Source organism: Shewanella sp. MF05913 (assembly GCF_059758095.1).
The window spans coordinates 1-14,701 of the sequence record NZ_JCAYNT010000036.1 but is presented as its reverse complement, the minus strand read 5'-3'; the positions used below and the strand labels follow the sequence as shown (position 1 = coordinate 14,701).

Below are 14,701 nucleotides of genomic sequence, written 5' to 3'. Positions count from 1 at the left end.
AATTGGTACAACAATGAGCACAGACATAGTCGTATCAAATTCGTGACACCGGCACAACGTCATCATGGTGAAGATAAAGCGATATTGGCAAAACGCCGTGAGTTATACAAAAAATCGCAAAAAATTACCCCTAACCGCTGGTCAAATGGCACCAGAAACTGGGATGAAATCGGTGAGGTGGAGTTAAACCCAGAGAACAAAAAAGAAGCAGCTTAACAGCTTAGGCGACAACTACCTTGAAAAACGCCGATGATGAGTCGCTCGAAAGTTACTTGCTACGGGTAGTGGCCGAGAACTTTTTTGATTCATATCAGCAACTCAGCCTAGCTATACGTGAAGAGCTACATGAGCTTGATTTTGAAGCCCATGGTGCTTTTCCTATCGATTTAAAACGCCTTAATGTTTATCACGCCAAACATAACAGCCACTTTAGAATGCGAGCATTAGGTTTACTTGAGTCTTTGCTTGGCTTGCCGCAATTTGAAATTCAAAAATTGGCTTTGTTAAAGTCAGACCGAACCGTCATTGGCTTATCTGCTGTACACAAAAATGGCGTTGATATTCCACTGAGTTTTATTCGTTATCACTCCACTATGGGAACTGATGCGATACCGGTTTGCCCCCATTGCTTATCTGATGAACCTTATATTCGGCAGATATGGCATTTAACCCCCATAGAGGCATGTGCAAAGCATAAATGTCAGCTGTTGCATCAGTGTCCTGAATGCTCAATTCCCATTAACTACATTGAAAATGAGTCGATTAGCCACTGTGTTTGTGGTTTTGAATTAGCAAAAGGGTGTGTAAAGCCTGCCAGTAATGATGAAGTAGAATTAGCGACTAAATTGATGAGCGATAAGGAGGATGAAAACTCATTATTTAAGTCAGTATCAATATCTCAACGTTTTGCTAGCTTGGTTTGGTTTCAGCGGAGGTATGTTAAACATGAGGATTTTCCGTTTAATGCCGCAGTAACTTACTTTAAAGCTTGGCCTCAAAATGTATTCGAAGAATTAAATCTTATGACTTTGAATGCTGATAATAAGTTGATTGATTTGTTTAACCGCACTTCCTTTCGGTTTATTTATGGAGAGTTAATTATGGGCCTGCCGCATATCTACCGTGATGAAAAAGAAACTCACTTTATTCGGAAAACAGTGTTGGAATTTTTAAGTCGTTTAGTTGCTGCGCATCCTAAATCGAAAAAGCCTAATGTTGCCGATATGCTGGTGAGTATTAGTGAAGCTGCTGTGATTTTGGGAACAACCCATGAACAAATTTATCGTTTGTATCAGGACGGGGTATTAAGCAGCTCGTTTAGACATAAAATGAAGTATCGAATAGATCCTCAAGCGGCTATTTTTTATTTAAGACAGGTTGTTGAATATAAAAATAGCTTTGGTTCATCAGACCAAAGGATGTACGTATCAGCATGGTAATTAAGCATTTAAGTGAGTTGTTACAAATTAAAGAGCTTGATGAGCGGACAGAAGCGATAAGGCGTGGTTTTAGCTCATTTACTGACAGTGTCGATGTGACAGGCTGTGAAAAAGAAGCGCTGATCATTCTAGTAAACTTGACCTTCCCTAAAAAAGCAGTGAAAGACGTACTAGATAAAAAGCATGCCAAAGCAACGCTAAAAGATGAGTACCATCTCAATGAATGCATTAAGCAAGTTGAGTGGTTTCATACACACAACTTAAAATATCCTGATATCCGTGTGAGTAAGCAGCGGTTAATAGCTAAGCCTATAGTGCCTCAACGACAAGTGTTAAGCAGTGCAGACTGTAGCCCAACCTTAGGTTGGTCGAACAATAGCGCTAAAATAAATCTCGCTAAATTATTTGTGTGTTACTTTTATTGGCAAGGCCGATTAGTTTGCCTTGCCAATATTTTTTGTGGTGGGATACCTAAAGAGTGGTTGTCGGCATTTAAAGCGTTAGGTGTTTCAGCTAAGTCGCTGAATGTAATTAGTGCCCAAGTTCAACTAAGACTACCGCAGAGTGAGCTACCTTCCTATGTTGATAAATACTCAACTCAAGTCTTGATGCCATATCACGATAGCTATACTTCTATCACACCTGTTGTTAGCCATGGATTGCAAGTAGAACTTCAACAAGCTGCCTCTCGGCGAGAAGGGCGTTATACGCATTTAAACTACAACCGCCCTGGGGCGGTTAGTGAATTAGTGGCAGGCCTAGGAGGCAAGGTAAGGTGTTTAAATTATCCACCGAAAATATCAGACAATAAATCAAATTTTCATGAGTCTATGCTGACTAGATTAGAGCATGGTCAGAGCTTATTCGATCAATACGCCTTACTTAGAAATGAATTTCCCAATGCATTGGATAAGCTTGTTGATAATTACGCCGAACTTGCAGTCAAACAGCGAAGGCAAGCAAAAGTAGCCAGTTTAAAGCAAGTTAGACATTCGCTGAGCGCATGGTTAGCACCGCTAATTGAGGGACGCAAAGCAGTAGAAGAACATGATGTTGATATTAAAGCTGGTTTGTTGAATCAAGATGGTATTGAGTGGCAACTTTTAAATCACCCAGACTCAGATTGGGAAAGTCTTTTACCACTGTTGTTTAGTCATTTGAATTTTATGTTATCAAATTCGAATAAAACCAGAAAATATGCATACCATCCAGATTTGATGAAGCCCTTAAAAAATCAATTACTCTGGATTTTAAAGCAATTATCCAGAGGTCCTGCTGAAGTCGTTGATGCTAAAAAATTGCAGCGATACTTGCACCTTAAAAATATAAGCGTTTATGACGCTCAGTTGTTATCAAATCCTTATTGCTTCGGCTTGCCATCACTTACCGCTGTTTGGGGGATGATGCATAACTATCAACGCAAGTTAAATGCAATGTTAGGCACCACGATCCGACTTACTTCTTTTGCATGGTTCATTCGTGAGTTTGATTATGTAAAAGGCACCCAATTACCTGAATTTGCAATGCAAGGGCGCAAAGAGAGTGAATTTCGCCGCCCTGGTATTATAGATAAGAGAAATGGTGACTTAGTTTTTGACCTTGTTATTCATATTGATGGTTATGAAGATGATTTAGCGAAACTGGATAACAGTACTACTAAATTGAAGGCTTGTTTTCCTTCTCGCTTTGCCGGAGGAACAATGCATGGTCCCTCAGTTAATGCAGATTATGAATGGTGTAAGCTATATGAAAATGAAGACTTACTTTATTCAATCTTAAGTCGCTTTCCTGCCTATGGTAAGTGGGTTATGCCAACAAAACACTCTATTAATAGTGTTAGAGAATTAACAGTACTATTAGAGAACAATGCTTCACTTTGTTCTGTTATGGCTGGCTATATATTACTCGAGAAACCTAAATCAAGAGCGGGTTCTATCGCTTCATTACATAGCTACGGCGAACCTGTAATTGGACTTGCATCATGTGATTCTGCTATTGATATAAGGTTACAAGGTCAACTGAATTTTTACAGGCGAGCTTTTTGGTTCCTTGAGGCTAAAGAGCAATTCTTGTTAATGAAAAGAATCTAAGGAATGGCAATGGAGTTGAGTAATTTTTTAAAGTATGAGCGTTCACTACACCCAGGTAAAGCCGTATTTTTTTACAAAACACCTGAGTCAGACTTTATTCCTCTAGAGGCTGATATTACACGTATTCGTGGTCAAAAAGCGGGTTTTACAGAAGGTTTTAATATAAGTTTTGAACCTAAAAATGTGGCCCCGCAAGATCTTGCTCATTGTAATCCTATAACTATTGAAGAGTGTTATGTTCCCCCAAATGTGGAGCATATTTATTGCCGCTTTTCATTACGTGTCCAAGCGAACTCTTTGACCCCAAATGCATGTAACAACGATGATGTCATTGTGCTTTTAAGGTTATTGTCTAAACAATTTAATGCTTGTGGTGGGTATAAAGAGCTTGCTACACGATACTGTAAAAATCTGATGCTTGGCACATGGTTATGGCGAAATCAAAATTCTGGTGATACTCATATCTTGATTAAAACGAGTCTTGGTAATACATATCAAGTAGAAAATACTCGCCAACTAGCCTGGGAAAGTCGCTGGAACGACAATGACTTGAAGACTCTGGAGCAATTAAGCATTGAACTTTCAAATGCTTTGACTGATCCGACGATTTATTGGAGTGCTGATATTACCGCTAAAATTAGCACATCGTTTTGCCAAGAAATCTTTCCTAGCCAAGTATTTAATATGAAAGCAGACAAAGTTGATGTGACCAAAAACTTTTCAAAAGTTAAATGTTTGGATGGACGGTACGCTGTTAGTTTTAACTCAGTAAAAATTGGAGCCGCGTTACAGTTAATTGATGATTGGTGGGGCGATTCGAAACGATTGAGAGTACATGAGTATGGTGCAGACAAAGAGAATAATATTGCTAGACGAATGCCCAATACGGCATTAAATTTTTATTCAATTTTTATTAATGCGGAACATTATCTAGAAGAATTAAATCAGCTTGATGCACATGATTTTCAGGCCATAAACCCTGATATTTATTACTTATTTGCTGTATTGATTAAAGGCGGTATGTTTCAGAAAAAAGCAGAGGTAAAAAAAGGTGAGTAACGCACAGCGATATTATTTTATGATTCGTTTTTTACCTAAAGAAGCCAATCTTGAGTTACTTACTGGCCGGTGTATTTCTGTTTTACATGGTTATGTCAGTAAGCATGACATAGCGGGTTTAGGCGTGAGTTTTCCGGCTTGGTCTGAAACATCAATTGGTAATGCTGTTGCGTTTGTTCACAGTGATACATCAATATTAAATGAGCTTAAACAACAGTCCTACTTTCAAGACATGCAAGATTGTGGTTATTTTAAAGTGAGTGAGGTTGAAACTGTTCCAGTTGACTGTCCTGAAGTTAGATTTAAGCGAAACCAAGCAATCGCTAAGATGTTTATTGGCGAAGCAAGGCGACGATTAAAACGTTTGGAAAAACGGGCAATAGCGAGAGGTGAGATCTTCGAACCTAGTAAAAATACTGAGCCAAGAGAGCTTGATGTTTTTCATCGAATTGCAATGACTAGTCAAAGTACCAAGCAAGATTATATATTGCATATTCAGAAGGTTGTGGGTGAGAAACAATATGAACCATTATTTAATAGTTATGGCTTTGCCACTAATAAGTTACTTAGTGGGACCGTACCGGATTTATCATTTTTAACAGATAATGTTTAACCCTTTATTTTTAAATTATTTTTACTATATGATTTTTATGCATATTTCCCATCTCGAAAATTAAATGGTCATTATTCTATTTGGATATTTAGTGGTTGATCTTGTAGCATTTTATTTGGTAAGTTTATTGTGACCTGCCGAATAGGCAGCTGAAAATTCACGCTTATCAAAATGGCCGAAACACTACGCGTGACCTGCCGAATAGGCAGCTGAAAATGACATAATCACTTGGCTCGACTCGCGGCAAGTGTGACCTGCCGAATAGGCAGCTGAAAATTTAGCTGGCTTTCCTCCCTCGGTGAGACTAACGTGACCTGCCGAATAGGCAGCTGAAAATAAAAACAATCGATATGATGTATAGGTTAATGCGGTCTCTGCCGAATAGGCAGTTGAAAAAGAAGATAATCGTTTCGACGTATATGTTCGCGCACAAACTGCCGAAAAGGTAGTAAAAGCCTCCTCTTGTGTCACTGAGAGGAGGCTTTTTATTGGTTACTCATCGGTTATTAATTTAACTCATACTGTGATGGTATTTTGTATTGGTATAGGGTGTTATTTAGGATTTTGTGCACTAGCAGTAACTATTAATTTATCTATGATTTTATCGATCACTTTATCTAAATCTTGAAAGTCTAATTTGTTGCTAGCTCCCGATTTTAACGCCTTTTTACATTTCAATAAGTCACTTCTTCCACAATGTTTTGCCAGTAAGATTACATCTGTATCTAAGCTCGCTGATACTTCTTTCAACGTATCTACTTTCTGTTGCTGAGAAATATCGACCAACATATTTTTCATCCAATCTACGTTCACTGTTGGAATCAATTCAGAATCTATTCTCTCAATATATGTGTTTGTAAGATCAATTAAGGCTTCTATTTTTTCTTTGCCACGTAGTTGATATGCCAGCACCGGTGCCACAGAAGCTAGTTCCATTAATGTATCTTCGAATTGTGGCAACAAGCGGATTGATATGTCTGTTTTAATTGCTGAATTTAGATTATCGATATGGCTTCTGATCATTTCAAATAATGTTCCTTCAATTTCTTCTTTCTTGACCGGCATACCTTTGCTTTGTAGGCGTGTTACAAAATGTTCAATGTATTGATCTGTTACTTCATCAACATCAAAAAGTGACACATTTATCGCGTGTCGAATCTCTAGAAGCAAATAGAGCACTTTTCTTGCACTTTTTTTGCTTTCAAATCTATTACGGTAAAAATACCCAGAACTACTCAGTATGGCAGTTATAAGAATGCCAACAATACTAATCAAAGCAATAATAACTTTTATATCAATATCCACAACCCAAGAATCTAACATCACCTTTATCCATTTTTGCCTTAATTTATCTTATGATTTTCGAAACCAGGTACAAAAAATCTTTGCTGGTTATGTAAGATAACTTCATTGTTTTTTAACCATAAATGATATTGTTTGCCAACTAGTAAATTATCGGCGGGCGAGCAGTCAACATTCCAATGTCTGAGAAAATATCCCATTAAGGCCGCTTTTACAGTCACTCTATGTTCACCATTTTGCATCGCATAATCTAATTCAATAGAGCGTGGATTCTGCAATAATGGATGTGGTACCAAAACTAGCCTAACTTCGCTATTCCATTCAGTATCATTAGTTTTATTTTCATAGCTATTAACCTTACTTTTGATTCCTTTAACCTTTTCAATTCGAGTGATAACAAAATCAGAAAATAAGTCTTTTTCTCTGTCATAAGCTCTGAAATGCCATCTTTCCCCATTATTAACGACAGAGTGAGGAATAATGACTGCTCGGCGCTTCCCTGATCGAACAGAGTAATACTCAATTTCTATAGGAATAGCGCTAGCCATAGATCTCGTTATTGCAGAAACGATTTCAACCTTCGGTTTTGTAATCATTTCTAGAGTTTCACTACTCAAAAATCGTTCATGTGTTTTCTGAGTCAGACTTTGCCTTTGTCCCGTTAATTCTAACAATGCAACATTAACGTCAATTTCAAATTGTTGAGTAAAGCTACTTTGATTGTATAGGTATGCTTTGAGTTTGTTATCGTAAGTGCAATTATCAGGGCAGTACTTTTGATAGTCTATTAGATCTCTAGTTGCGGCAGCGTCACTAATTTGGAACCTTTCCTTCAATGTCTTCCTTGTGATTGTGCCTACAAATAATAAATTGAGTTCAATAAAAGCTAATCGCTCTTGACGATTTACAGGGAGTAATTGCATGTGCTTATGCCTGCTATTTTATAGATATTGACGATAAAATTAGCACTTATTCTAAACAATAACAACATCAAAATGATCTGGTGGTCACTTTTTCAGCATCTTTATGCTTGCGATCTTTTTTTGTTCCGATTATAATGGAATTAATGGAAACACTACATTGTGTGCCATTTTTAATTTATAACACAATATATACTATTTGGAGCGTGATAATGGCTGTTAACAAACCTTACGGTGATAATGCAAGAATTGGTGCTGTACGTGAACGTACTCAAGTATTCAATCCACAAACACAATTATGGACGAAACGTGATTCTGAAACGGGACAATTTATGAGTGTGAAAAAAACAGGCGGAGTCTATAAAGGTGTTACCAAAGAAAAATAAAAAGGCTTCAGCTATTAGTTAGCAGAAGCCTTTTAAGTATTGAGCTGGTGATAAATATTGCTACCAACAATAATTATCGACTCAACACTGGGAGGTCTCAAGTCAGTAAATACCTTAGGACCACTTTAATACGGTTACATCCTACAGGGTAGATGCTTCCAACTCAATATGCCAGAGCTCCCTCCTTTATATTTTTGGAGATTACAGCTATGTCTGGATCAAAAGTTGGCCGAGTATGCGCATATATGCGCTACCGAGCAGGTCAATGGGAAAATGTGTGCTCACATTTACGCTCATTACCACACTAACTATTTGTTAGAAATATGATAGGTTGTATGACCCTAGTGTTACTTGGGTCATACAACCTCCTAATGTGATCAATATTATCTATTAATTCGGTATTCGATTATTAGAATTGCCGGTTCCGGTCATGTTTTCCCGAATTGTAGTGGCTTAGCTATTTTAGATTTGTGTAAATTTAATAAATTTTGAAAAGGAGTTCTTATGCCTGGAGCATTTGCCCATATTACGGCAGTAAATCTTGCATCATCAAACAATGACCTATCTAAATTGGATATGCCACAAAAGGCAAAATTGATACTTTCTAGAGAGAAAAGTTTCATGGAGTTAGGGTGTGTAAGCCCTGATTATCCTTATTTGAAAATCGGCGACAGTGAGCAGAATGAATGGGCTGATAAAATGCACTATGAAAGTGTAGATCTATTTATTAAAAAGCTTATTAACCTAACGAAGAAGTTATCAAATAAGGAACAGGAAAGGGCATTTGCATGGCTCTCTGGTTACGTAGCTCATGTTATTTGTGACATAACCGTTCATCCTGTGGTGCAATTAAGAGTTGGGCCTTATGAGCAAAATCAGAAAGAGCATCGGATCTGTGAGATGAATCAGGACACCTATATCTGGGGGCGTCTTAATCTTGGTGACATTGGTTTGGCTGATCGTGTTAGATTGAATATTGGTTCTTGTATTGATTTAAATGATTCATCTCAGTTGGATAGTGTCATTCATGGTTTATGGTATGACGCTTTAAAAACTGTATTTCCAGATAAGTTTAGTTCTTCTCCTCCAGAAATTCATTCGTGGCATAAAGGATTCCAGATAGTCGTGGACAATGTTGATGAAGGGCATAGACTTTTTCCGTTTGCTCGTCATGTAGCTGCTTCAGTTGGAATTCTTTATCCATCAATTGATGATCTTGATATGTCTTATATTCAAAACTTGAAGACTCCAAATGGGAGTATGGATTACGATGATATCTTTGATTTGGCGGTAAAGAATGTTCAAAAATATTGGTGCTATTTGGCAAAAGCAGTTTTTGAAGATGGTGACGATAATATGTTTTTAAGTTGGAACTTAGATACAGGCCTTTCAGAAAATAAAACCCTTACCGCTTGGAGTTAACCGATGAAATTTATCGTTTTTTTTGCATTGATGTTTTTATCCTTAAGTTGTTCTTGCACTGATAAATATGATGATGAGTCAATGTATGATTTAGCATCAAAGTTTAAGGATTTATCCCAAGCAGTCGATGGACACCTTAAGTTCAGTGGTGAGCAAGTCGATGATGGTGCTCAATTATTGTCTGAAATATCAGAGCGATATCCACAGTTAATTGCTCCTTTTAAAGATTTTACGATAATGACAAAAATACAAAGTGGTAATGCAATTCTGCTACTTTGTGATGAAAATATCGCCATTATTGAGGATGCTGGTTGCAATGGTAAATTGGACGTAAACCATTGGATAGATGCTAAAGCTGATAGTTGTGAATTTACTATTGATAGCGCTCTGCTCTGCCAATGATTTTGTCGTTGCTTAAATATTTGGTCATCACATTAGATGATTATCTATTACAACTTTCTTAAACGGTCTGAGCTTAAGCAAACGCATTAAAATGGTAATGGGTCGTGAAGTGCCATTACACATAGGCTATAAGCAATTTCGTGTTACATAAGGAAATTGCATATCTTCATGAATGTCCATTGTTGATTTATCAGGCTATGGTTGCAAATACAGTAAGGATATTTCGGTGGATCTCATAGGGGTTGTAATTAGTGCTGCTTTTCAGGTTTGGTATATCTTCCCTGTAATTATATTGACTTTTATAATCAGGACGCCTTGGTTTAAAGGTGTTTTTGGTGAGTTTCAGGTCAATTTGATACTCAAGAAATTACCTAGCAACGAATATTACCTGATCAAAAATGCCACCTTGCCAACAAAAGATGGAACAACTCAAATTGATCATATCGTCGTATCTCAGTTTGGTGTGTTCATTGTAGAAACAAAAAACATGAAAGGGTGGATTTTTGGCTCCGCTAACCAAAAGATGTGGACACAGAAAATTTTTAAATACTCATCTAAGTTTCAAAATCCAATTCATCAAAATTATAAGCATCTAAAAACACTAGAAGCGCAGCTTAATATCAATATTGATGCACTTTTCTCAGTTGTTGTATTTATCGGTGATAGTAAATTTAAAACGGATATGCCGGAAAATGTAACTTATGCAAGTGGTTGCTTATCATACATTCGTTCACATTCTGCTGAACTACTGAATCAACAGCAAGTTTTAGCTGTTATCGAAAATATTGAATCAGGTCGCTTAGATCGAGGGTTTTCTACAAATCAAGCTCATAAAGCTCATGTTAAAGAGATCATTAAGCAAAAAACTACCGACAAGCTTTGCACAAAATGTGGATCATATATGGTGTTGCGTGAAGCTAAAAAAGGCCAAAATGCAGGCTCTAAATTTTGGGGCTGTTCAAACTTTCCCAAATGCAGGGCAGTGGAAAAACTCAACTAACTGTCGGTGTGTATTTTAGTAGTCCTTTATGTGCTGTAGTAATACAGATTTTGTACTCAAGTTCAGAAATGTATCACTACAATGTAAATCATTTATGCCCGTGCGACGTGAAGTCGTATGAAGCGTTGTTCACCACGATAAGAGTGAACCATCTGTATCACCAGATGACCCTAAGACTCTGAATAAAGAAGCGAGTCTGACAATGTAACGAAGTCCATTGGACGGGAACAGAATCGTGAGAGGACGTTCTTCCTGATAACCACAAGTCGGGTGTGAAAGTTGCACGTACGGTTCTTAGGAGAGCGGCACCTGGTAACAGGTGCCGCTTATCCGACCAAAACGAGTTAGTGCTGATTCTCTGTCAAGATATGCTCATATAGGATTGTCATAGATGTTCTTATATAAGGAGGGGGACTATAATCCTCATATAATTTATCATGATGAATCTAAATGGAGACTTACCACGCCTATATTTTCTCATATATTTCAAATAATTATAAATATTAGCCTAATCAAAAGGTCACTACACGAGTAAGTGAAAAATTTATAATCACAAACCTCTCACAACATACTGTGGTGGTCAAAAGATTATATGAACTTATAAAACCTTAGAATAAGCTTTCCAATCAATAGCGGGTACAGTACCTAAAGATTGCAACGAATCTAGTAAGTTAAACAAGAAATGCATTAAATTTGCTTCATGTTTTACAACTTCGATAACGTCATTAGTATAATTAAATGCTCCACAAGCTAATGCACAACCACAGTCCAGCTTTTGCAAATCAATAGTTGGTAGATTACTTTCAAAACTTGAACTCTTCAAACCATCGGTCCAGCAAGATTTAGCAGCTAAAATCCCCCCAATTATTCTAAATAATTCTTTAGGCGGGTATATACCTCCTGCATGTTTAATCCCTATGGACGTCCGCTTTAAGGATCTTACCGAGGCAGTTTTTTCACCAGCATATTGTAAGTAATTTTTATTTATTTCAGGCTTACATTCAAACACAGCATAAACAGCTTCAACAGGTATGTATTTATGATTTTGTTGGGTAAGTAATAATGGCGTATATTGAGGATCATATATAACAACATCAATTTGGTGACTCTTATTACCCTGATTATCAATAATTATGCCCTTATCAATTTCATAACGCTTTGGCAGATAGCTTCTTAATAATTCAATCCAGCTATCTTCATGTACATCACCTTTCGTTCCTGGGTGTTCTATTCCCCTGGAGGCACGTTGAAGATTATGCTCGAGGTCAGTTTGGACATCGGTAAATACGTCTCTCAGCCATTTTGTCTTACTCATAGTTAACTACCTCCAAATGGTGGTGTTGGTTGAACCGATTCAACTAGTTCAACAGCTCTATCTTCTAATACTGCGTTGTTAGGAAAAGCATCCAAAACTATGGTAGGGATTAATCTTTGTGATATATCAGAAAAAGAAAAACCATAATTTCGATTTTCATTAGGCCCTGTCATCTCGGCTATTTGATTGATGATTCCAGATTCAAAATTAAACGGTGATAAAAGTCGGGTCAAAATTGATGTTCTTTGTTGCAGGCTTGGGCGCTTAAATAGCATGATTTCCGCAGCTCTTCGTTGAACAGCCGGATCTAACGAGTCTAACCGATTCGTACACATAATCACCGCAGCAGGTAACCCAGCATTTGCCAAAGAATCAATACCACGAATAAATGCGTTTACTCCAGCTCTATCTTCATGATGCATTTGATCTGACTCTCTAGATTGAGCTAAGGCGTCAGCTTCATCAATTAGTAGAATCACAGCACCTCTAGATTTTCCACTTTCACTTTTGAATTTATTGGCCAGTTGTTTAGTACGATTAAATGCTGACGAAACTAACTGAGTCATTTCCCCAACCCTTCCTTGCCCTCTTGAGGAAAGGCTTAATGGTAATAAAGTTACATTTATTTTATTCAGTCTTGCAACACTATCTCCAATAGTTTCTGCTAGTTCAGTCTTACCAGAACCAACATCACCAGCCAATATTATGAGCGGAGGACGAGATATCATCGGTTTTAACGCCTCAAAATGGTCTCCATGGAATTTTTTTATCCATACTTCTAAGGCGTTCGGATTAACCAATAAACTGAGCATTTTGGCTAAACGATTTTTGTAATCATCTAAACCGACAAGTCTATTTAGTCTCATCTGGGCATCGAAGTCTGGAAACTCTTGGGTATCTTCAAATATATTCATTACTTCTGTTTCGATCATTATCAATAATTCCTTACAGTTGAACGAGATAAGCTTCTATCACCAGCTGAATAGTTTTTGTCACTTTCTAAATATCCAGATACCCCAGGAGTATCACCAGACACTCTTTGAATAGGTAAAGTCAATTTAAAATTATCCCTTTCTTCTTGGGTAAGATTAAAGTACTTTGATGTATATTCTACGAAGCTTCCAAAGCTGGCCCCTGATATATCCGCATTAGGCCTCAATGTCCCAGGCATATCGTCAACACCATTAGATATTTCGTTGGATGTATAAGAAAAAGTAGGTTCAATCCACTTCCCATCACGCTTAAATCCAAAAGTGGCTTTTTCTAAATATCCATTCTTTAATAGTTGAGCAATTTCTTCTTCAAAATCAGCAATCTGAATGTTACTAGGATTATTGTAAAAACGCTGCATCCGTCTCAAATCTGCAGCTACTTTTGCAGACATATAACGTGCATGAGTAATGGTAAATGTACTTGAACTTGTAGCTGTTTGTGAGTAGCTCATTATTTATCCTGTAAATGCTGTTCCAAAAACGATTTGCCAGTAACTTACTGTTAAGCCTTTTGTTGGTGAAAACTCAGCTGCATCAATCGCATCGCCAGCTTCCATTGCAGCATTAACAATCAAATCAGCTTGATAACGTGTATATAATCCAGAAACATTATTTTCATTATTAACAGGGTCAATAATTTGTACTGGATCATTGAAGTCATTAATGCTGGCCGCTGCACAATAATCTTCAAAGACTAATTTTTCTTCTAAGTTCGTCTTAACTATATAAGTAAAAAATGATTGAAGAGCTTCAATATAATTAGAGAAATCAACTCCTTGATCACATAACTTCGCCAAAATCAATTCAATCATAAATGATTTAAACCGGAAACCTTCGACTTCCATTTTTTGCTTTCTGGCCCAATATTTTACTAATCTAACTACTTGAGTGAAATGATCTGGTTGCTTTGTTTTACGTGCTTTAGCAAACTTCAAATGTAAAGGTATACTAGTTTCTAAATATGAACCGTCAGATTGACTAACTAGCTGACCTCGCCACTCTGGATCTCCAAAATATAAAATGGGAACTAAATCAACATCGAGACCACTTCCAGCAAATGAAACACAAATACTATATGTTTGTCGTATAATCTGTTCTGGTTTAAAGTTGGGGTATGCTTTTTGGATTTTATCAACTAAATAATCTAATAACTCACTCAATTCAGTATCAGAATTTAGTCCTGAAATATAAACAGCAACGTCAATGTCATTTAGTGTTTTTAATCCCGTTCCCTTTGCTAAACTTCCCGATAATTGCATTCTCTTTAATGAAAAGTCAGGATGTTCTTTTAAGTAACTTTCAAGTTTATCTCTTAAACCTTTAGCCTGTTTTCTGAACATATCAGCTTTGGTTTTAGGTAAATTGACTTTATCTTTAGCAAATTGCAGGATTTCACTGTGTGAAATATGTTCAAGTGACATTCCTGCCTCCTTTTAAAATAATTAATGACGACAGTGAGTTATAATGGGGGGTGAGCGTTTATTAATCAAGTGGCAACAAAAAAAGATAATTTTTAATAAAATTATAAATAATACTGTTTCATCTCAAAGTAATAAGATGCCCTGGCTGTTTCCCTCATAATTGCGGTCTTCCAGCGGTATGAACTAGCTTGATAAATTCATTTATTGCCCAATTGCATATTCTCATGCATCGCGATCACCTAATACCATCTAAGCCGATCACCTAATACCATTCATCGCGATCACTCAATACCATCGATGCCGATCACTTTTCGGTCAAAATAGTATTGAGTGATCGGCT

Annotated in this window: 14 protein-coding genes and 1 pseudogene; 9 read left to right on the top strand and 6 right to left on the bottom strand. The window is 37.0% G+C overall.

Features of this window, described 5'->3' with window-relative positions; all coding sequences use genetic code 11:
* From AC19MV_RS22385 to cas6f, 5 genes and pseudogenes are all read left to right on the top strand, one after another.
* Nucleotides 1-216: pseudogene (locus AC19MV_RS22385) on the top strand (IS3 family transposase); the annotation flags it as partial.
* Nucleotides 217-236: 20 nt separating this feature from the next.
* Entirely contained in the window at nt 237-1,439 is a 1,203-nt protein-coding gene (locus tag AC19MV_RS22380) for a TniQ family protein (RefSeq protein ID WP_498309988.1), read from the top strand.
* Nucleotides 1,433-3,529 carry a type I-F CRISPR-associated protein Csy2 gene (locus AC19MV_RS22375; protein WP_223418959.1) on the top strand — a complete coding sequence of 699 codons (2,097 nt, stop codon included), beginning with the start codon at nt 1,433-1,435 and terminating at the stop codon, nt 3,527-3,529. The genes AC19MV_RS22380 and AC19MV_RS22375 overlap by 7 nt, the downstream gene beginning before the upstream one ends.
* A 9-nt stretch (nt 3,530-3,538) precedes the next feature.
* Complete coding sequence (gene csy3 / locus AC19MV_RS22370; RefSeq protein ID WP_223418957.1) at nt 3,539-4,588, top strand: type I-F CRISPR-associated protein Csy3; 1,050 nt, start codon at nt 3,539-3,541, stop codon at nt 4,586-4,588.
* Nucleotides 4,581-5,201, top strand: a complete 621-nt coding sequence (gene cas6f, locus AC19MV_RS22365; protein ID WP_229780199.1) for a type I-F CRISPR-associated endoribonuclease Cas6/Csy4 — start codon at nt 4,581-4,583, stop codon at nt 5,199-5,201. The genes csy3 and cas6f overlap by 8 nt, the downstream gene beginning before the upstream one ends.
* Nucleotides 5,202-5,753: 552 nt before the next feature.
* On the opposite strand, the gene AC19MV_RS22360 is transcribed toward cas6f, so the two are convergent.
* Entirely contained in the window at nt 5,754-6,524 is a 771-nt protein-coding gene (locus AC19MV_RS22360) for a hypothetical protein (protein WP_188923200.1), read from the bottom strand.
* A 20-nt stretch (nt 6,525-6,544) separates the two neighbouring features.
* Entirely contained in the window at nt 6,545-7,426 is an 882-nt protein-coding gene (locus AC19MV_RS22355) for a BrxR family transcriptional regulator (RefSeq protein WP_188923199.1), read from the bottom strand.
* Between the two features lie 209 nt (nt 7,427-7,635).
* On the opposite strand from AC19MV_RS22355, the gene AC19MV_RS22350 reads away from it, so the two are divergent.
* The 4 genes from AC19MV_RS22350 to AC19MV_RS22335 all read left to right on the top strand — a co-directional run bounded on the left by AC19MV_RS22350 (nt 7,636) and on the right by AC19MV_RS22335 (nt 10,633).
* Nucleotides 7,636-7,809: a hypothetical protein gene (locus AC19MV_RS22350; RefSeq protein ID WP_188923198.1), complete on the top strand. Its 174-nt coding sequence runs from the start codon at nt 7,636-7,638 to the stop codon at nt 7,807-7,809.
* Nucleotides 7,810-8,313: 504 nt separating this feature from the next.
* The gene (locus tag AC19MV_RS22345; RefSeq protein ID WP_188923197.1) at nt 8,314-9,231 is read left to right on the top strand and encodes a zinc dependent phospholipase C family protein; all 918 of its coding nucleotides are present in this window, start codon (nt 8,314-8,316) and stop codon (nt 9,229-9,231) included.
* Nucleotides 9,232-9,234: 3 nt separating this feature from the next.
* Complete coding sequence (locus tag AC19MV_RS22340; protein ID WP_188923196.1) at nt 9,235-9,633, top strand: hypothetical protein; 399 nt, start codon at nt 9,235-9,237, stop codon at nt 9,631-9,633.
* Nucleotides 9,634-9,805: 172 nt separating this feature from the next.
* Nucleotides 9,806-10,633 (top strand): nuclease-related domain-containing protein, encoded by an 828-nt coding sequence (locus AC19MV_RS22335; protein WP_498309987.1) that lies wholly within the window; start codon nt 9,806-9,808, stop codon nt 10,631-10,633.
* Nucleotides 10,634-11,231: 598 nt separating this feature from the next.
* Here the strand turns inward: AC19MV_RS22335 and AC19MV_RS22330 are convergent.
* The 4 genes from AC19MV_RS22330 to AC19MV_RS22315 are packed head-to-tail and all read right to left on the bottom strand — an operon-like array spanning nt 11,232 to nt 14,361.
* Nucleotides 11,232-11,948, bottom strand: coding sequence for a DUF6602 domain-containing protein (locus tag AC19MV_RS22330; protein WP_498309986.1), 717 nt, complete (start codon nt 11,946-11,948; stop codon nt 11,232-11,234).
* 2 nt (nt 11,949-11,950) lie between these two features.
* The gene (locus AC19MV_RS22325; RefSeq protein ID WP_498309985.1) at nt 11,951-12,880 is read right to left on the bottom strand and encodes an AAA family ATPase; all 930 of its coding nucleotides are present in this window, start codon (nt 12,878-12,880) and stop codon (nt 11,951-11,953) included.
* A gap of 2 nt (nt 12,881-12,882) precedes the next feature.
* Entirely contained in the window at nt 12,883-13,392 is a 510-nt protein-coding gene (locus AC19MV_RS22320) for an HORMA-1 domain-containing protein (RefSeq protein ID WP_498309984.1), read from the bottom strand.
* Nucleotides 13,393-13,395: 3 nt separating this feature from the next.
* Complete coding sequence (locus AC19MV_RS22315; protein ID WP_498309983.1) at nt 13,396-14,361, bottom strand: CBASS oligonucleotide cyclase; 966 nt, start codon at nt 14,359-14,361, stop codon at nt 13,396-13,398.
* Nucleotides 14,362-14,701 lie beyond the last annotated feature (340 nt).